General features: G+C 43.8%; 13 protein-coding genes. 7 read left to right on the top strand and 6 right to left on the bottom strand.

All coding sequences use genetic code 11. The features are described from left to right. Positions 1–201 precede the first annotated feature (201 nt). Complete coding sequence (locus NH462_RS02820; protein ID WP_253103763.1) at positions 202–1386, bottom strand: MFS transporter; 1185 nt, start codon at positions 1384–1386, stop codon at positions 202–204. A gap of 114 nt (positions 1387–1500) precedes the next feature. Here NH462_RS02820 and NH462_RS02825 point away from each other — a divergent pair, with 114 nt between their 5' ends. From NH462_RS02825 to NH462_RS02840, 4 genes are all read left to right on the top strand, one after another. Continuing rightward, positions 1501–2388, top strand: a complete 888-nt coding sequence (locus tag NH462_RS02825; protein WP_253103766.1) for a LysR substrate-binding domain-containing protein — start codon at positions 1501–1503, stop codon at positions 2386–2388. A 101-nt stretch (positions 2389–2489) separates the two neighbouring features. Continuing rightward, positions 2490–3596, top strand: a complete 1107-nt coding sequence (locus tag NH462_RS02830) for an alkene reductase (protein WP_253103769.1) — start codon at positions 2490–2492, stop codon at positions 3594–3596. A gap of 321 nt (positions 3597–3917) precedes the next feature. Continuing rightward, positions 3918–5720 carry an alpha/beta fold hydrolase gene (locus NH462_RS02835; RefSeq protein WP_253103771.1) on the top strand — a complete coding sequence of 601 codons (1803 nt, stop codon included), beginning with the start codon at positions 3918–3920 and terminating at the stop codon, positions 5718–5720. Positions 5721–5816: 96 nt separating this feature from the next. Then, entirely contained in the window at positions 5817–6761 is a 945-nt protein-coding gene (locus NH462_RS02840; RefSeq protein WP_253103774.1) for a hypothetical protein, read from the top strand. A gap of 62 nt (positions 6762–6823) precedes the next feature. On the opposite strand, the gene NH462_RS02845 is transcribed toward NH462_RS02840, so the two are convergent. Further along, the gene (locus NH462_RS02845; protein ID WP_253103777.1) at positions 6824–8530 is read right to left on the bottom strand and encodes an alkaline phosphatase D family protein; all 1707 of its coding nucleotides are present in this window, start codon (positions 8528–8530) and stop codon (positions 6824–6826) included. Between the two features lie 106 nt (positions 8531–8636). Next, positions 8637–9560: a sensor domain-containing diguanylate cyclase gene (locus tag NH462_RS02850; RefSeq protein ID WP_253103781.1), complete on the bottom strand. Its 924-nt coding sequence runs from the start codon at positions 9558–9560 to the stop codon at positions 8637–8639. A gap of 203 nt (positions 9561–9763) precedes the next feature. Between NH462_RS02850 and NH462_RS02855 the strand changes: the two genes are divergently transcribed. The 3 genes from NH462_RS02855 to NH462_RS02865 all read left to right on the top strand — a co-directional run bounded on the left by NH462_RS02855 (position 9764) and on the right by NH462_RS02865 (position 14632). Next, the gene (locus tag NH462_RS02855) at positions 9764–10939 is read left to right on the top strand and encodes an efflux RND transporter periplasmic adaptor subunit (protein ID WP_010377218.1); all 1176 of its coding nucleotides are present in this window, start codon (positions 9764–9766) and stop codon (positions 10937–10939) included. A gap of 2 nt (positions 10940–10941) precedes the next feature. Continuing rightward, positions 10942–14124, top strand: coding sequence for a multidrug efflux RND transporter permease subunit (locus NH462_RS02860; protein ID WP_253103784.1), 3183 nt, complete (start codon positions 10942–10944; stop codon positions 14122–14124). Between the two features lie 139 nt (positions 14125–14263). Further along, positions 14264–14632, top strand: coding sequence for an MliC family protein (locus tag NH462_RS02865; RefSeq protein ID WP_010605442.1), 369 nt, complete (start codon positions 14264–14266; stop codon positions 14630–14632). Between the two features lie 52 nt (positions 14633–14684). Here the strand turns inward: NH462_RS02865 and NH462_RS02870 are convergent, their stop codons facing one another. The 3 genes from NH462_RS02870 to secD all read right to left on the bottom strand — a co-directional run bounded on the left by NH462_RS02870 (position 14685) and on the right by secD (position 17960). Next, positions 14685–15113 carry a hypothetical protein gene (locus NH462_RS02870; RefSeq protein WP_253103787.1) on the bottom strand — a complete coding sequence of 143 codons (429 nt, stop codon included), beginning with the start codon at positions 15111–15113 and terminating at the stop codon, positions 14685–14687. A gap of 101 nt (positions 15114–15214) precedes the next feature. Next, positions 15215–16126, bottom strand: a complete 912-nt coding sequence (secF, locus tag NH462_RS02875; protein WP_253103790.1) for a protein translocase subunit SecF — start codon at positions 16124–16126, stop codon at positions 15215–15217. 1 nt (position 16127) lies between these two features. Beyond that, positions 16128–17960, bottom strand: coding sequence for a protein translocase subunit SecD (secD, locus tag NH462_RS02880; RefSeq protein ID WP_253103793.1), 1833 nt, complete (start codon positions 17958–17960; stop codon positions 16128–16130). Positions 17961–18064: the final 104 nt, after the last annotated feature.

Below are 18064 nucleotides of genomic sequence, written 5' to 3' on the forward strand. Positions count from 1 at the left end.
TTTGTTGTGACTTGAATGTTTGCTAAATCAGATTACCTTGCGTAGGAGCCACTTCAGGTGGCGATCTGTTAGCAAAAGCTCGCAGGATTAACCTGCTCCTACTTTGTTGAGGCTTAATTATTCACTAAATCAGATCGCCTTTTCGTAGGAGCCACTTCAGGTGGCACTCTCTTAATAAAAGGCCCCATGATAAGCTACCACCTACTCTACAACTTGAGCCTTCAATAAAGATCTGTTATCGAGATAGCCACTAAAACGGGTTGCTAATAAGGCTGCAGCGCTGATAAGTGCCCCTACCCAAGCAGTGTCCTGCAGCGACATATTTTCAACAATTTGGCCACCTAAGACAGAACCGAGCGCAATGCCAACGTTGAAGGCTGCGATATTCAACCCTGATGCGACATCCACCGCATTTGGAGTAAACTTTTCGGCTAGCTGTACAACATAGACCTGAAGACCAGGTACATTTCCAAAAGCAAATGCTCCCCACACTAGTACTGTGATCACCACGCCGATTTTCGACTGCATGGTAAATGTCAACACAGCCAAAATGACCGAGAGTAACGCGAAGATGACGGTCAGAGCGCTTATCGGCCCTTTTTTATCGGCTAATTTTCCGCCATAGATATTGCCAACAGCAACGGATACACCATAAACCAGCATAATAATACTGACTGTAGCGGCGTTAAAACCAGCTTCCTGTTGTAAAATTGGCGCAAGATAGGTGAATGCCGTAAAGGTTCCACCGTAGCCGAGTATGGTCATAAGATAGACGAGCAGTAATCTGGGTTGCAATAATACCTTTGCCTGCTCAGATAGACTGGCAGATACGTTTTGCTTTAGGTTCTTTGGTATTAATAATGCACTTCCCAATAGAGCGATAACACCTAAAGCAGAAACTACTAGAAAAGTGGCTCGCCAGCCAAACTGTTGGCCAATCCAAGTACCCAAAGGGACTCCTGTTACGAGCGCAACGGTCAGTCCCGTGAACATAATGGCGATGGCACTTGCCTCCTTGTCTTTTGAGACCAGGCTAGTTGCAATCGTAGAGCCAATCGAGAAGAACACACCATGAGCGAGTCCTGTCATGATCCTTGCCAAAATCAGGCTTTCATAACTTGGCGCTTGCCACGCAAGCAGATTGCCAAAAACAAAGAGTGCCATCAAACTAAGTAATACAGACTTTCTATTCCATCGCCCTGTCAGTGCGGTTAAAACGGGCGCACCAACAGCAACGCCAATGGCATATAAACTCACCAGTAAACCTGCACTTGGCAGCGAAACTGATAAATCGGAAGCAATGGTCGGTACTAAACCAACAATGACAAATTCGGTGGTACCAATGGCAAATGCGCTTAATGTCAGCGCCAGTAATGCAAGCGGCATAAATAACCCTTTTAAAGTGATAAGCAATAAGTTGGTGTAGTGTGAAAGCTTTTTTATTTGCAAAAAATAGCGAAAATGACAAAATACTTTTGTAGAAAATGAAAAGGAATACACATGACCGTTAGCTCTAAAACCGAAGATCTAGAAGCTTTTATCTGTGTTGTCGATACTGGCAGTTTTTCCGCTGCAGCAAATCTGATGGACGAACAAGTTGCAAAGGTGTCAAGAGCAGTAACTCGACTGGAAAAGTCCCTGTGTGTAACCCTATTCAATCGAACGACTCGACGGATAGAGTTAACCGAAGAAGGCGAGCTATTTTTACGCCATGCGCGGCAGGCACTCAATACCATTGAGCAAGGCGAAGAGGCGTTAAGGCTGTTACGATTTTCACCGGCAGGTAAATTAAGAGTTGATGCTGCAAGTCCTTTCGTTTTTCACCAGCTTACGCCTATATTAAAAGGTTTTAATGAGGCCTTTCCCGATATTACTTTGGAAATAACGAGTCATGACAGCATCATCGATTTGCTAGAGCATAAAACCGATATCGCAATACGAATTGGTGACTTGGCTGACTCTAATCTTCACGCGCGTTTGCTGGGCCGCAGTAAACTTCATCTTGTAGCAAGCCCTGGCTATTTAAGTAAATTTGTAGGTAATGAACCACTGATTGATCTTCCATATCATAACTTGATAGGTTTTACCGATGCCCCACATCTCAACGTTTGGCCTTTACAAAGTCCGCAACAGCTCAAGTTTTCCATTAGCGCATCCAGTGGTGAGACCGTGAGGCAATTGTGTATTGCTGGCCATGGCATTGCACTGCTATCTAACTTTATGGTGAGGCAAGATATAACAGCCGGAAGACTTGTTGAAGTTTTTACCGAGCAAATTATTTCGCCAAATCGCAGAGAAGCAGTACAAGCCGTGTATTATCAAAATAGTGGTGTATCCTCTCGGATTTCGGCATTTTTAGACTACATTGGGCCTAGGCTCACGCTATAGTTTTTCATTTTTTACAAATATATTTTGTATTTATTGCGGTTAATGAAGATATTTTAAACGGTTAAGCTTCTCATTGTTTAAGTAAACGTTGAGGAGGCCAAATGGCTGATTTGTTTGAGTCAATTAATTTAGCAGGTAAAACACTTAACAATCGTATAGTGATGCCGCCTATGACCCGCTCACGGGCGAGTCAACCCGGGGATACCCCTAACAAGTTGATGGCAACCTATTACGCACAGCGTGCAACGGCTGGTTTAATTATTAGTGAAGGGACGCAAATATCGCAACTCGGTAAGGGGTATGCTTGGACACCGGGGATCTATTCAAACGCCCAAGTTGCTGGCTGGAAACAAGTCACAAAACAAGTGCATGATGCTGGCGGTGTTATGTTTGCGCAGCTTTGGCACGTTGGGCGAGTATCTCACCAAAGTAACACTGGTGGGATTCAGCCGATTTCAGCTTCAGCAATTCAAGCTCAGGGTGTGAAAGTTTTCATCGATGAAAATGACTCCCCTGATTTTATTCAAGCACAAACACCAAGAGCAATGACCCAAGCAGACATCAATAATGTAATTAACGAATATCGACACGCAGCACGAAACGCGATGCAGGCAGGATTTGATGGAATTGAACTACATGCAGCGAACGGTTATTTGATTAATCAATTTTTAGACTCTCACTCAAATCAAAGGACTGATGGCTATGGTGGCTCTGTTGATAACCGCATTCGCTTTTTGCGTGAAGTCGTAACAGCTGTGAGTGACGAGATAGGCAGTGACAAAGTGGGCGTTAGGCTTGCGCCGCTTACTACCTTAAATGGTACAGTTGATGAAAACCCTGAGCAGACATACCTCGGGGCAATTAAACAGCTAAATGCGCTCAACGTGTGCTACGTACACATCGCAGAAGCGGATTGGGAAGACGCGCCAGATATGCCTCTGAAATTTAAATACGCAATTAAAGAGGCATTTAATGGCGTGTTAATTTATGCCGGAAAGTATACTAAAGCGCGCGCCCAACAAGCTCTTAATGAAGGTTGGGCTGATATGATTGGGTTTGGTCGTCCTTTTATCTCAAACCCTGATTTGCCCTACAGACTGGCAAATGACTTGTACTTAAACGAACATCAGCCTGATACATTATTTGGTGGTAGCGAACAAGGTTATACCGATTACAAAATTCACGCCTCAAATCCAATAAACGTATAGTAGACTAAAAGTTAGTTTCAATCTGCGTACGCATTAACTGGTGTGTACGCAGCTTTCATTTCAACGGCGTTAAGGTGAGAGCAATGTAGCGAACTTTTGCTCTCACTTTTCCTAAATTATCGCTAATGATAGTGTATGCCAAAGCATATAGATTGGAGTTTAGCCTCAAAATAGGGAATAATGTCGCCAAATTAAAGACACATAAAACATTCTACATCTTATCTAAAAATGAAAAATATAATTCTATTTGCTATTGCACTTTTATGCACTAGCTCTGCTAACGCTCAGTTACCTATTGAAAGTTACGCGCAACTCCCTAATATGAGTAAAGTTTCACTCTCACCCAGTGGTAAAGCAGTTGCGTATTTACAAAATTATGAAGGAAATCTCGTTCTTACTGTTCATGACCTAAAAACGCATAAAAAAAACTATATATTGCAAACTGATAATAAAACGATAGCACTTGGTTGGTACGATTGGGCCAGCGATGACATGCTCTTATTTGGTGCTAATTACACCAAAGTGCAGCGAGGCGTAAAGTACACAACATCTCGTTTATTTAAATTTGATTTAAAAAACCCTACGGATGAATTGGTTCAAATCAACCGTGCTTATCGCAATGAAATTCCTGCCCAATTTCAAGACGATGTCATTAGCATACTGCCAGAACAACCAAACAAGATATTGGTACAAACTGACTTCGATATGGCAAACAAGCCGAGCGTTTATATCTTAGACATAGCTAAAGGTAGACGCGAGAAAGTTGTTCGAGCAAGAAGAAAAATATCTAGCTGGATAGCCGATCAGCAAGGCAATGTAAGAATGGGTTATGGGTTTGAAGGGATCCAAGCTTATTATATGCTCTATGATAACAAAACGAAGGATCTAACCGATTTCTACACTTTTCAGGCTCGTGGCCCAGAAGCTATTCGTATTCTTGGATTTGATAAAGATCCAAATATCATTTTTCTAACCGCACTTCATAATGGTAAAAATGCGCTGTTTAAAGCAGACATTACTAAGCGCCCGCTTTTACCTCAGCTTATTTTCTCCGATCCAGACTATGATTTTGATGGCAGTATCATTTATTCACACGACGGTAGAGCCATAGGCTTCAGCCATTCCAATCTTGATAACTCGAGAGTCTATTGGGACGAAGACCGCAAACTCCTACAACGCTCACTCAAGGCGGCATTACCAAGCTACGACACCGTTGTAATAAGTATGAGCGCGGATAATAAAAAATACATTGCGTACGGCGATTCTGACCAAGACTCTGGTACGTACCTGATTGGTGACAGAGAAACCAGCTCTTTAGCGGGGTTAGGACGTTTATATCCAGATATTACTGGTGACAATTATTTGGGCAAACAAAGGGTATCGTTTAAAGCCCGTGACGGCCTTGAAATTGAGGGTTACTTAACCCTACCTAAAGCATTCGATGCGGCTGCTCCCACAATCATCTTTCCACACGGTGGACCATACTCTCGCGACTACGCTGGCTTTGATTATTGGTCTGAACTATTGGCAAGCCGAGGCTTTGTGGTTTTCCAACCTAACTTTAGAGGCTCTTTTGGTTATGGCTTTGACTTCTTTAATGAAGCAAATCAAGGTTGGGGAGGAAAGATGCAAGATGACTTACAAGATGCGGCAAACTGGTTGATTGCAGAAAAGTATGCACTCAAAAATAAAATTTGTATAGGTGGTGCGAGTTACGGCGGCTATGCGGCACTGATGGCTGTTGTAAAACATCCTGAAACGTTTCAATGTGCAGCAAGTTTTGCTGGTGTTACAGACTTAGAATCGATAGTCAGTCGTGCGCGCTTTTTCACAAACAAAGAGCTTGTTCGTGACCAATTTGGACAAGATACTGATAAACTTGAGGCACAATCTCCTGTTAACTACGCTAAGCAGATTAACCGCCCCGTGTTACTTATTCATGGTGATGACGATAAAGTCGTGCCTGTGAATCATAGTCGTGACATGGCAGATGAACTTGAAGATCATAACAAGAAATTCAAATACATAGAGCTCGAGGATGGCAACCACCATCTGAGTTATCAAGCACATAGAGTGAAGACGCTTACTGAGTTTTTAGCTTTTTTCGAAAAACATCTTAAGTAGTAAAGCGCCGCAATTAGCGGCGTTTTTTATTGAGAGAGCGACTTCTTCTGTCACAGAGTTGATGTATTATAGGGGCTAACATAAAGGAGAATTATTGTGCAGCTCGTTAAATTATTCGTCATGGCAGTGATGCCTATGCTCAGTGTATTTCAGGCCTCGGCTACGTCATTTTTAGTCTTTGGTGATATGCCTTATACGGAGATAGACAGAAGCATGCTGATGCCAAATGGTGCACTGCGTGAAAAGGTAAACGATATACAGCATGATTTTATGGTGCACGTAGGTGATATGAAATCCGGTGCTGAGCCCTGTACAGACCAGCTGCTTAAAGATAATTATGCCCTGATCTCAAGTGTGAGTAGCCAACCTTTTGTATTCACGCCCGGAGATAATGATTGGACTGACTGTGACCGCGAAACTCTGAACCCTAGGTTTGATGAGTTAGAAAGATTGGATTTCATCCGTAAACACTTTGCGGTGCAAATACCTAACCTTCCAAAGTTTAAACGTCAGCAAACAGTACCTGAAAATCAATCTTGGATAGTGGATGATGTGCAGTTTTTAACTTTGCATGTACCTGGCACCAACAATGGTCGCAGACAAATCTTATTATCCGATAAAAAAGTAGTGCACGAAGAGTCCCATCGTCGTGATGTAGAGAATATTAAGTGGTTGGATAGCTTGCTAACACCAAGCCATAAAGCCGCGGTGATATTTCTACAAGCTGACCTGTATCAAAAAGAGAAGCACTCAGGACGTTGTGATAAAAACTCAAAAGCTAAGTGCGACGGTTATCAGTTATATCGAGAAGCACTCGCAGAATATGCGGCTCAACTCAGTTATCCGTTGCTGTTGATACATGGAGATACGGGAGAGTTTTGCTTTTCTGAACAGTCAAAGAATTTATGGCGTCTTAACGCCCCAGGAGACTTTCAATATTTAGATATTGCAAAGGTTAAAGTTAAGGGAGGTAAAAAGAAGCCATTTAAGGTAACACCGCTTCTTTCGCAAGATAAAATAGCTAAATGCAAGGGGCTGTAAAGCCCCTTTACACACTTTTTACTAAGCTGTACATAAAGCGTAGCGCGAATAGCTTGCCGTACCTACAGAATAAGCTCGCGCTGTTTATTGTGACTTTCAAACTGCTCTTGCTTAACTGTATTGACAAAATGCCACTCACTTTCCACCTTCTCTTTTGTAAAATTAAGCGTTAAATAACCACGCTGATGAATATTGGCATATTCAAGATCATCGACTAATAATTGCAATACCTCAGCGAATTGTAGCGCTTGCTCATCGCCTAATTGCAAGTAATGCTCAAGCCCCGGAGAGCTGACAGAAGCTGTGGCATACTCTTGACCACAAACAGCTCCGCTTGCATCGCAGAGTTTACCAGACCAGGCGTTGTGTGTATCTCCAGCAACGACTACTAAATTTTTATTGGCCGCTTTTGCTGTTTGTAAAATCACTTCACGTTCAACCGGATAGCCGTCCCATGCATCCAAATTATAAGGTGCGGTAAACGTGACTCGCGCTTTTTCTTGTTCTGACAACGTTGAGTCACCAGCAAGCATTCTTCCCTTTATTTGAGCAAGCTCTGTTAATTGCGTCGACATTTGTGCAGAAGGGTTGGCAAGAGACATGAGCAGCTCGGCTGGGATCATCATTTTGGTCATCAATACTTGTTGCCCTAAGACTTGCCATTTCGCCGCAGATGTCTTTAAGTTATCTGTGAGCCAAGTCAATTGGTTTACGCCCAATAGCTGTTGTGAAGGCGCGGTGAGATCCGCCTGAAATCCGGCAAAATCTACTTGTCCTGTTGTAGGGTCAATATAATCTTGATAGTCGAGTGCTTTTGCGCGGCTCTCATGACGAGTATCTAGCATATAAAGTGATAACAAGTCGCCAAATTCAAATTTACGATAGAGGCTCTCAAGTTGATCCTTAACCATCGGACGCACAGGCATCCATTCATAGTAGGCTTGCAGTGCAGCAAGCTTTCGGGCTGTGTACTCCCCTTCTCCTTCGTTATGGTTTTCAGCGCCATCTATGTATGAGTCATTACATACTTCATGGTCATCCCATACCGCAATAAATGGCGTACTGGCGTGGAGAGCTTGCAGACCAAGGTCCGTACGATATTTTGCGTAGCGACGACGATAATCATTTAATGAAATAATCTCGCTCGCATTATCTGCATCCAGCCCTCGCCCCATGGCGTCGGCATTTTCAGTGGCATACCCACCCATACCATATTCGTATATGTAATCACCTAAATGCAACACCGCGTCTAAATCGCTGCGTTTTGCAGCTTCTGCGTAAACATGAAAGTAACCAGCCGGATAATTTGCACAAGACATGACTGCAAGTTTTACCTCAGTTACATCGTGAACGGGCAAGGTTTTGCATTTACCTATGGGGGAATGCGTTTCCTTAGTGACGAAGCGATAAAAGTAGCGGCTATTTGCAGTCAGGCCATTAAGGTCTACTTTAACGGTGTAATCATTTTTTGCTAATGCGGCAAGCTGATGGCTTTGTAGTAAGACTCCAAAATCTTCAGACTCTGATACTTGTAGAGTGATATCCACACTGCTAGGTGTACCTTCAGGACTGACTCGCGTCCACAGTATAACGCTGTCTGCTAAAGGGTCGCCACTTGCGACACCATGGTTAAATGCGACAGCAAAATCGTTGCTTGCAACCGCTTTACTATCACTGCTGCCGCAACCTACTAACGAAACGCTAATTGTTGCTGCGCCAACGCCCATTAATGCACTTTTAATAAAATCTCGACGGGTAAAACTTGCCATTATTATTGTTCCTTAACTGCAAAATGCGCCATATTGGGCGCACTTATCTACTACTTGAAGGAACTAGCTTAGTTAAGCATTATTACAATTTAACGATTGGTCTTAATTAGTGCGGATTTGGAACAACTCGATTTCTGCCACTGCTTTTGGCTTCTTGTAACATCGTATCTGCACGACGAATAATGCTTTCAACGCCAGACTCACCTGCGCCAAATTCTGCAACCCCAAATGAACTGGTAATATCGACCTCTTCACCGACTGCAATTTGAAATGATGCCTGCTCTATCATAATGCGTGCCCGCTCGGCGACTAAGATTGCCCCCTCTAAGCCGGTATTAGGGAGTACCAGGGCAAATTCCTCTCCACCTAGCCGAGCTATTAAATCCGTGTCTCGTAACATTTCTGAGAGTAGCGAGCTTACATGAACCAGCACTATGTCCCCTGCTTCATGGCCAAATTGCTCGTTAATTGCACGGAAATTATCGAGGTCGGTCAATATCACACTAAATGGTGTTCTGTAACGTTCATATAACCTAATTTGACTGTCAATTTTATCGCTTAGCTGCCTACGACTGGCGACGCCCGTTAATGGATCAGTTTTGGTAATAAAATCAAGTTCTTTACGTAAGTGTTCGAGTTCGCTATGCATTGCTTTTGTTGTGGTGATGTTATCTCCGTAGATAACAAAGGTATCATCTTGCAGCGAAAAACATCGTAATCTGAAGAACTCACCGCTTAAGGTATCAATTTCAATTTCTGGATAGTCTAATTCACAGCCGTTGCTTAAGCCTAAAAACCATTCCGTGAGTTCATCGCCGTCGATTCTGTCATCAAACGCATCGTCTGTTTGTGGGTCAAAGATATTACTCAGTGTACGCCCTGTTATGTGAGACGAGGGTTGTCCGATTAGCTTTGTCATTGCTTTATTACAAAATTCAAGAATCGACTTGTTGCTAACAATAGCAACTGCATCGTCACTTTTATTGAGCACGCCACTCAGTAGGGGTTGTAAATGGTTAGCGTTAGACATAATTCAATTCCGTTAGGCTTTTTGTTATTTTAAATCAATCGGGAAGATTTATCTTAGATCTCGCGCAAATCACACAAAAAAGACATTTTGATTTCGTTATTTACATCGATTGATTCTAGTTTGGCACCAATTATATTCCATTTCACTTATGTTTAATGCAACAAATGAAACGTATAGTTACCTCCATACACAAAGGAGGAACTATGTTAAAACCAACGCAACTCGCAACGATTATTTCTGCTTTGCTACTGCTAAGTGCATGTGGCGAAGCTGAGCAGGCAAGCAGTCAAACTCCGCCTCTTCAACCAATTGATGTAGCAGCAACACCGCAAATTAGTATTGCTGATTGGCACACCTATACAACACGCCTCTCTTCTCCAAACGAAGTCGCACTTCGCGCTCGGGTCACAGGTGTTATCAGCTCGGTAAACTTCAAAGAAGGAGATACGGTGCACCAAGGCGATGTTTTATTTGAGCTGGACGATAGAACTTTCTTGGCTGAGGTTGCCAGCCTTGCCGCACAAGTGAAACGTGCCGAAGCAGCCCTTTCGCAAGCAAAAAGTGAGTCAGCGCGTGCGCTTCGTTTAAGCAAGCAAAAAGCGATTTCAACCGAAGAAGTCGATGCCCGTGTTTCGCTTACCGCACAGCGTGAAGCCGAACTAGATGCACTTCGCGCTTCATATAAAGCAGCTCAGTTAAACTTAGAGTTTAGCAAGATCACAGCACCAATCAGCGGTAAAATTTCATTTGCAGAGGTCACTCAAGGTAACACCATTAGAGCAAACGACACCTTGCTCACTACGATAGTCGCAACCGACAAGATGTATGCGTACTTTGATATCGACGAGCGCACTTGGAATAGCCAGTTTGCATCAGTGACGGAAGGTGAGCCGCTTCCTGTGAAATTACAGCTATTGGGCCGTGAGTCACAGCCAGTCATGGGTGAGCTAGACTTTATTGACAACGCCATTGATGAACACTCCGGAACCCTAAAAGTACGCGCTTCTTTTGATAATCACAGTGGACAATTACGACCTGGCTCGTTTGCGCGAGTGAGTCTTTCATCCGGTGAGCAAAACGATCGAGTATTAATTCCAGACCGCGCAGTGGGTACAGATCTTAAAAATCGTTTTGTTCTTGTCGTCAACGACGCTAATACACTTGAATATCGTCTGATCACACTGGGTAACCGCTATGGCGAATTTCGTGCTGTTGAGTCGGGTTTAGCCGCAGGAGAGCGTATCGCTGTTAATGGTCCTGCGCGTGTAGGACCAGGCATGCCGATAAGCCCAAATTCCGTGACGCTTACCTTGCCAGATAACATTGCCACAGAAGTGGTTGCGATGACGCCAAGCGATTCTTCACAAGGATTAAACTAATAATGAAATTTTCCCATTTTTTCATTAAGCGCCCTATTTTTGCGGCGATGATGTCGCTCGTGATATTAATCGCAGGGGCCATTTCCCTATTTCAGCTTCCCGTGAGCGAGTATCCAGAGGTGGTGCCGCCGACGGTTGTGGTATCTGCAACCTATCCCGGTGCAAACCCAAAAGTCATTGCTGAAACCGTTGCAACGCCACTTGAGCAAGAGATCAATGGTGTTGAGAACATGCTGTATATGTTTTCTCAAGCAACCAGTGATGGTCGTTTAACGCTTACCGTGACTTTTGCACTTGGCACTGACCTTGACCGTGCCCAAGTTCAAGTGCAAAACCGTGTAAATAGCGCTATTCCAAGGTTACCGCAAGAAGTACAACGTTTAGGGGTTGTGGCTGAGAAGGCGTCTCCAGATCTCACTATGGTGGTGCACTTGGTATCGCCAAGTGGCTCGCATGATACAAGCTACCTCTCTAACTATGCCGATATTTATGTCAAAGATCAGATTGCGCGTTTGCCGGGAGTGGGTGATGTAAAGCTATTCGGCGGCGGTAAATACGCGTTGCGGATATGGCTAAACCCCGAGCAATTGGCTGAAAGAAACTTAACCGCAAGCGATGTGGTCCGAGCAATCCAGCAACAAAACCGCCAAGTAGCAGCTGGCTCTTTAGGTGCTCAACCTACAACGAATGAAAATCAATTTCAAATTCTGTTAAACGTTAAAGGCCGTTTGGCAGATACCAGTGAATTTGACAATATTATTGTTAGCGTATCGAGCGATGGCGCGATCACTAGGCTCAAAGATATTGGTCGAGTTGAGCTTGGACAAGATAACTACGCATTAAGAGCGTTGCTAGATGGTAACGAAGCGGTGGCAATGCCGATTTTTCAGCGTCCTGGCTCTAATGCGATAGAGCTGTCGGATCAGGTGCGTGAAACCATGAAAGAGTTATCGACACGTTTTCCTGAAGGGGTTGAATACGATATCGTTTACGATCCGACAATCTTTGTTCGCGGCTCAATCGATGCGGTAATTTCGACATTATTAGAAGCCATTGTACTTGTGGTATTAGTCGTTATCTTATTCTTGCAAACATGGCGCGCTTCTATTATTCCGCTCGTGGCAGTGCCAGTATCGTTAGTTGGTACCTTTGCTGCAATGCAGTGGCTTGGTGTTTCTATCAATACTTTGTCGTTGTTCGGTTTGGTACTCGCAATCGGTATAGTGGTCGATGATGCCATCGTCGTGGTTGAAAACGTTGAGCGTAATATTGAAAACGGCCTTGCGCCCTTTGAAGCAACTAAACAAGCGATGTCAGAGGTGACAGGCCCTATTATAGCGATTGCATTGGTGCTTTGTGCGGTGTTTATTCCAACTGCTTTTATTACCGGCTTGTCAGGCCAGTTTTACAAACAGTTTGCCCTCACGATCACGATTTCGACGCTGATCTCGGCATTTAACTCATTAACATTATCACCAGCGCTAGCTGCACTACTATTAAAGCCGCACGGTGCTAAACCAGACAAACTCACAGTAGTGTTAGATAAATTGTTTGGTCAGTGGTTATTCAAACCGTTTAATCGCTTTTTTGATAAGGCAGCTCACGGTTATGTTGGACTAGTAAAAAAGCTTATTAGATTGAGCACCATTGTGTTGGTGGTTTATTTAGGGTTAATTTTTGCTACTACTAAGTTGTTTAGCACCATCCCTGGCGGCTTTATTCCACAACAGGACAAACAGTATCTTGTTGCGATTGCCCAACTGCCAGACGCTGCAAGTTTGGATAGAACAGAAGCCGTTGTACGTGAGATGGAACAAATTGCACTACAGACTCCAGGCGTTTTACATTCCGTGTCTTTCCCTGGGCTTTCAGTAAATGGTTTTACAAACAGCCCAAATAGCGGGATTGTATTTGTTGCCCTAGATAAATTTGAAAATCGTACGTCACCAGAGTTGTATGCGTCGTCAATCGCTGCGCAGCTTAATCAGAAGTTTGCCATCATAGATGAAGCGTTTGTCGCGGTTTTCCCACCGCCACCAATACAAGGGTTGGGCACCACAGGTGGATTTAAACTGCAAATTGAAGATAGAGCAAATCTTGGCTTTGAGAAGCTATTCTCTGACTTACAAGCAGTGATCGCAAAAGCGCAGCAGCAACCGGAGCTAATGGGACTGTACTCAAGCTTTAGGATCCAAGTACCACAAATGGACATTGATATCGACCGTGAGCAAGCAATGGTACAAGGCGTACCGCTCGAGGAAGTGTTTAATGCATTACAGATCTATTTAGGTTCAATGTACGTCAATGACTTTAACTTATTTGGTCGCACTTATCAGGTTACCGCTCAGGCTGACGCTAATTTTCGGGCAGATCCTGCACAGATTCTGTCTTACAAAGTAAGAAACAACTACGGTCAAATGGTGCCACTTGGCGCGGTACTCAAAGTCACGCCGACAACGGGGCCTGATCGCGTTATGCACTATAACGGGTACCCTACTGCCGAGTTAAATGGCAGCCCTGCGCCCGGATATTCTTCGGATCAAGCGCAAATGGCAATTGAAGCAGTGCTAAACGAAACGCTTAGCGAAGGCATGGCATTTGAGTGGACTGAAGTCACCTATCAGCAGATCCTCGCGGGTAATGTGATGGTGTATATCTTCCCACTGGTTGTACTCTTGGTGTTTATGGTTTTGGCATCGCAATACGAAAGCCTAAAGCTACCATTTGCAATCATCCTCATTGTGCCAATGACCATACTGTCAGCATTGGTTGGGGTGTGGCTAACAGGCGGCGATAATAATATCTTTACCCAGATTGCTCTTATCGTTTTGGTTGCTTTAGCGTGCAAAAACGCAATCCTAATGGTGGAATTTGCAAAAGAAGAGTACGAGCAAGGCAAGACTAATTTGGAGTCAATTATTGAGGCATGTAAACTACGTTTACGTCCTATTTTGATGACATCAATTGCCTTTACCGCAGGGGCTGTACCTCTGGTACTAGCAACTGGTGCGGGTGCTGAAATGCGCGAAACCATGGGGATTGCAGTATTTTCAGGAATGATAGGGGTTACCTTATTTGGTCTATTGTTTACGCCTATTTTCTTTACGGCGATGACTAAGCGATTATACACGCCAAAAATACGTGAAGCGCAGAGTCCCCCCAATACCATTCCAGTAAAGGATTAATAACTTGTAATCATGTTTAAAGGCCCGTTGGGCCTTTTTTATGCTGCTTTTTATTGCCTTGTAACCACACTATTCACCTTAACTTCATCCGCTTACGCTAAATTATCAGATACCGTCTTTTTCTCGCCGGAGTCTGTTTATGAAATCTCAAATTGCCTTTGCTGTTTTAATTAGCGCTGTTCTCAGTGCATGTGGCGAGGACATCTCAAATCGTAAAATTGAGCTTAGTGAAACACTTAGCCGCTATCAATGTGATAATGATTCGGTGATAAAGGTTGACTACAACGACAGTGATAAGGCTACTGTCCATTTTAACGAACAAGTGGTTAAGATGAAGATTGCTCGTTCAGCCAGCGGTGCAAAATATCAAGGTGATGGGTTTGTGTGGTGGACAAAGAATGACGAAGGTATGTTGCTTAGACAGGAAGAAGATAAAAACAACCGCATCATCGCACGTTGCGAGATGCGGCCCAATGAGGCCTTAACAGTGAAGGCGCAATCAAACTGATTATAAATGCTCGTCCCAATAGGCAACGTCACTTATATAGAATTAGGATGTCTTATACCGACAACTTTTCAGGTGTAGCTAAAGTACTTTTTACAAACTCAATGGCAGCGCTTACATCAGCAAATAAAACTTGATCTAATGGCTCTGGCATGCCAATTTCTTTGCGCATTTTTTCAATCTGGCTTTTCGCAATTGCCGACTTCAACACATACGCAGCACTAACACAGCCTAACTGCAAACAGCGCTTTGCTGTGTTTACCAGTAACTTGTAGGCTTCTGGTGTCGCAGCTATGGCCTTTTCGGAATAACTTACGTAACCCCATGTCGAAGAATGGATCTCAGCTCGACATTGCTCTAATGCCCTAGAAAAATAATGGATCATAGACTCATTAATATTTCCTTCGAAACAGGCAAAGAGGATATTTTGCTCGGTCCAGAGGGTTACTTTCCCGCACCGAGTCTGATAACTATATTTTGACATTAATCCTTATCCGGCTCCTTTCGAAGTGCGGATTATACATCAGCACGACAAGGTTAAAAAAGAGCAATCGCTACTTTTTTAACCTAAATCGAATATAACGCTTATGGCTCAGCGAGTTGCTGTTTCGCTGCCTCAGATTCTTCTTTTAGGTAGTTGTTAAACGACAAGCCTAAAAACTGCGGTAAAGTTGCGCTAATTGCCAAGGAAGACAAAGTACCAATGAGAATGCCACAACACAACGCCATGGCAAAACTATTAAGTCCTGCGCCGCCTAACCACCATATCGCTAACACCGTTGTGAGCGTCGTTAATGAGGTGATAAGCGTGCGGCTCATTGAATCCTTTATCGCTTGGTCTATGGTATTGCCCACGGGACTGTTTTTCCACTGCTCTTCGAACAAAAGCTCTCTAACTCTGTCACCAATCACAATCGAATCGTTGAGTGAGTAACCAATAATCGCCAGCAGCGCTGCAAGCACGGTTAAGTCAAATTCTACTTGCGTTATTGCAAACAAACCTAGCGTCACAATCACATCATGAAAAAGCGCGATACTTGCGGAGACCGCTAAGCGCCACTCAAATCTAAACGCCAAGTAAATCAATACACTAAGTAATGCGAATATACCTGCAAGGCCACCTTGTTCGATTAACTCATTACCCACCTGCGCACCAAGATAACTGGCGTCTAATACGCTTGCTTGCCATTGTGTTTCAAGTCCTTCTATCCACTGTTTGACGTGTGCTTCATCGGTGGACTCAGGGGTTTGGAAAACTCGCCAGCTACCATCGTTTTGCAGATCAATTCGCGCATCTTGAACACCAAGCTCAGCTAGCTTGTTTTGCATTTCTGTTTGGCTCTTTTGCTTGGGTAAGTCGATAACCGTAACGTAACCGCCGGTAAAGTCTTGGCCTAATACAATGCCTTTTTGGGTGATGGCTATGAGACTTGCAAGGACAAGTAACAATCCAGAAATTAGCCCGACGAACCTTGCCTTTTGCGTTTTACTTGTCATTTTACTTTACGCCTTTACGTGATTTTGAATAAAGAGATTCTGATAACATACCGGAGACGACCACACCGGCGAAAATACTGGTTACTATGCCCAGCGCCAAGGTGATCGCGAACCCTTTTACTGGTCCATAACCGATACCGAGTAGGATAAGAGCAGTTATCATCGTGGTTAAGTTAGCATCGATAATACTCGACATGGCTTGTTGATAACCTTGCTTTAATGCAGTAACCATCCCGATGCCTTTACGTCGTAATTCGCGAACTCGCTCAAAAATAATCACATTGGTGTCGACGGCCATACCGATAGTCAAAACTAGGCCCGCAATGCCGGGTAAGGTAAGCACAACACCAGGAAGCAGCGACATTAATCCAATCAGGCAAACTAAATTTACCAGTAATGAGGTAATGGCCACTGCGCCTAGCTTGCGATACCATACTGCCATAAACAGCAAAGTTAGGCTTAGCCCTAACGCCAAAGCTTTAAAGCCGCTTTCAATATTCTTTTCGCCCAATGAAGGACCAATGGTTTGCTCTTTCACAATGGTGATTGGTGCGTCTAGAGAACCCGCCCGCAACAATAATGCTAACTCCTGCGCGCGTTCCATTGACTGCATATTGGTAATACTGAATCGGGTATTTAATACTTGTTGAATAGTGGCTACTGAAATCACTTCCGTTTTGCGCTTAATCTCTCCTTTTGTATCCGCGTAATATTCGCTGAATACGGTGGCCATTGGTTTACCAACATTGTTTCTAGAAAATCGGTTTATCTTTTCACCGCCTTGAGAAGATAAGAATAGTTGCACTAAAGGCTTTCCGTATTCGTCTCTTCCTGCTGTTGCGGACTCTATTTCATCCCCGCCAAAAATGGCAACTGGGTCGACTGAAACCAAAGCGCCAGATTTATCCTTTAATTTTTGACCTCCCATTTCTTGTAATGCATGAAATGAAAGCTTTGCTGTTGCGCCGATAATACGCTTGGCTTGTTCTGGGTCTTGCACGCCAGGTAGTTCAATTCGTATATAATTAGTGCCTTGACGTTGCGTAACCGCTTCTGTGATCCCAAGTTCCTCAATACGCGAGCGTAAAGTAGACATCGCTTGGGTCATTAACTGCTTATCGAACTCTGCTTTTTTCGCTTCGGCAAAACGGAAATTCACTTTCGTTAAACTGCCTTGTTTATGAGTTGTACTGGTAAATTGTGGATAGAGCTCGCGCAGTGTCGCAGTAAGCGCAACGAGTTCATTTTGCCCTTGCGCTTTAGCAATGACCTCAACCTGCTCGCCACTGATAACTTGAGGAATAGATAGGTTACGATAACGATTTTTGATCCGTAGGCTATTGGCTTCGTCTGCGAGTGACTGAAGTTTATTTTGCGCCGCTTGTTCTGTGTCCACCTTGAGTACGAACAACACACCGCCGTCCAAGTCTAGTCCTAGCTTGATAGGTTTGAGTCCTGTGCTTTCTAACCACTGTGGCATTGTTGAAGCACTAACAACCTTAACACTTAGCTTTGAGTGAGACTCAGCCATATAAGCACGCGCTTCGGCGGTTAGCGTGCGGTTTTCAAGTTCAACTAAATAGCCACCTTGATGAGACTCGATTTGCTTGACTTTGAATCCCTCGCCTTCTAGTTGAGATTTAAGCTCAGGCAGCGACAGAGACACAGCCTCGTTACTACTTGCTTGAATTTGAATCAAATTCTTATTGGGATACAAGTTTGGTAGTGCACAAAGGAGCAACAGGAACACAATAAGCGCGGTAAAAAAGCGTTTTGCACGCGCGGTTGTACCACGAGGGGTTGATGACCTCGTTGGCGAATTTATATCTTTCATATTTTTCCATTATCTATCTGAGCGATACCGATTTGCTAACGAGTACTGGTCATACAGGCGTTAGGGTGCTGGTATCAAAAACTACTATTTGGGTGCTTTATTGG

The sequence above is a fragment of the Pseudoalteromonas sp. OANN1 genome, assembly GCF_024124685.1.
Lineage (GTDB): Bacteria > Pseudomonadota > Gammaproteobacteria > Enterobacterales > Alteromonadaceae > Pseudoalteromonas > Pseudoalteromonas piscicida.

Bases quoted from the DNA above. Each gene is read 5' to 3' on its own strand.
- NH462_RS02825 (WP_253103766.1), top strand. From the start codon at position 1,501: ATGACCGTTAGCTCTAAAACCGAAGATCTAGAAGCTTTTATCTGTGTT.
- NH462_RS02820 (WP_253103763.1), bottom strand. From the start codon at position 1,386: ATGCCGCTTGCATTACTGGCGCTGACATTAAGCGCATTTGCCATTGGT.
- NH462_RS02865 (WP_010605442.1), top strand. From the start codon at position 14,264: ATGAAATCTCAAATTGCCTTTGCTGTTTTAATTAGCGCTGTTCTCAGT.
- NH462_RS02830 (WP_253103769.1), top strand. From the start codon at position 2,490: ATGGCTGATTTGTTTGAGTCAATTAATTTAGCAGGTAAAACACTTAAC.
- secD (WP_253103793.1), bottom strand. From the start codon at position 17,960: ATGAAAGATATAAATTCGCCAACGAGGTCATCAACCCCTCGTGGTACA.
- secF (WP_253103790.1), bottom strand. From the start codon at position 16,126: ATGACAAGTAAAACGCAAAAGGCAAGGTTCGTCGGGCTAATTTCTGGA.
- NH462_RS02860 (WP_253103784.1), top strand. From the start codon at position 10,942: ATGAAATTTTCCCATTTTTTCATTAAGCGCCCTATTTTTGCGGCGATG.
- NH462_RS02835 (WP_253103771.1), top strand. From the start codon at position 3,918: ATGAGTAAAGTTTCACTCTCACCCAGTGGTAAAGCAGTTGCGTATTTA.
- NH462_RS02850 (WP_253103781.1), bottom strand. From the start codon at position 9,560: ATGTCTAACGCTAACCATTTACAACCCCTACTGAGTGGCGTGCTCAAT.
- NH462_RS02845 (WP_253103777.1), bottom strand. From the start codon at position 8,530: ATGGCAAGTTTTACCCGTCGAGATTTTATTAAAAGTGCATTAATGGGC.
- NH462_RS02855 (WP_010377218.1), top strand. From the start codon at position 9,764: ATGTTAAAACCAACGCAACTCGCAACGATTATTTCTGCTTTGCTACTG.
- NH462_RS02870 (WP_253103787.1), bottom strand. From the start codon at position 15,113: ATGTCAAAATATAGTTATCAGACTCGGTGCGGGAAAGTAACCCTCTGG.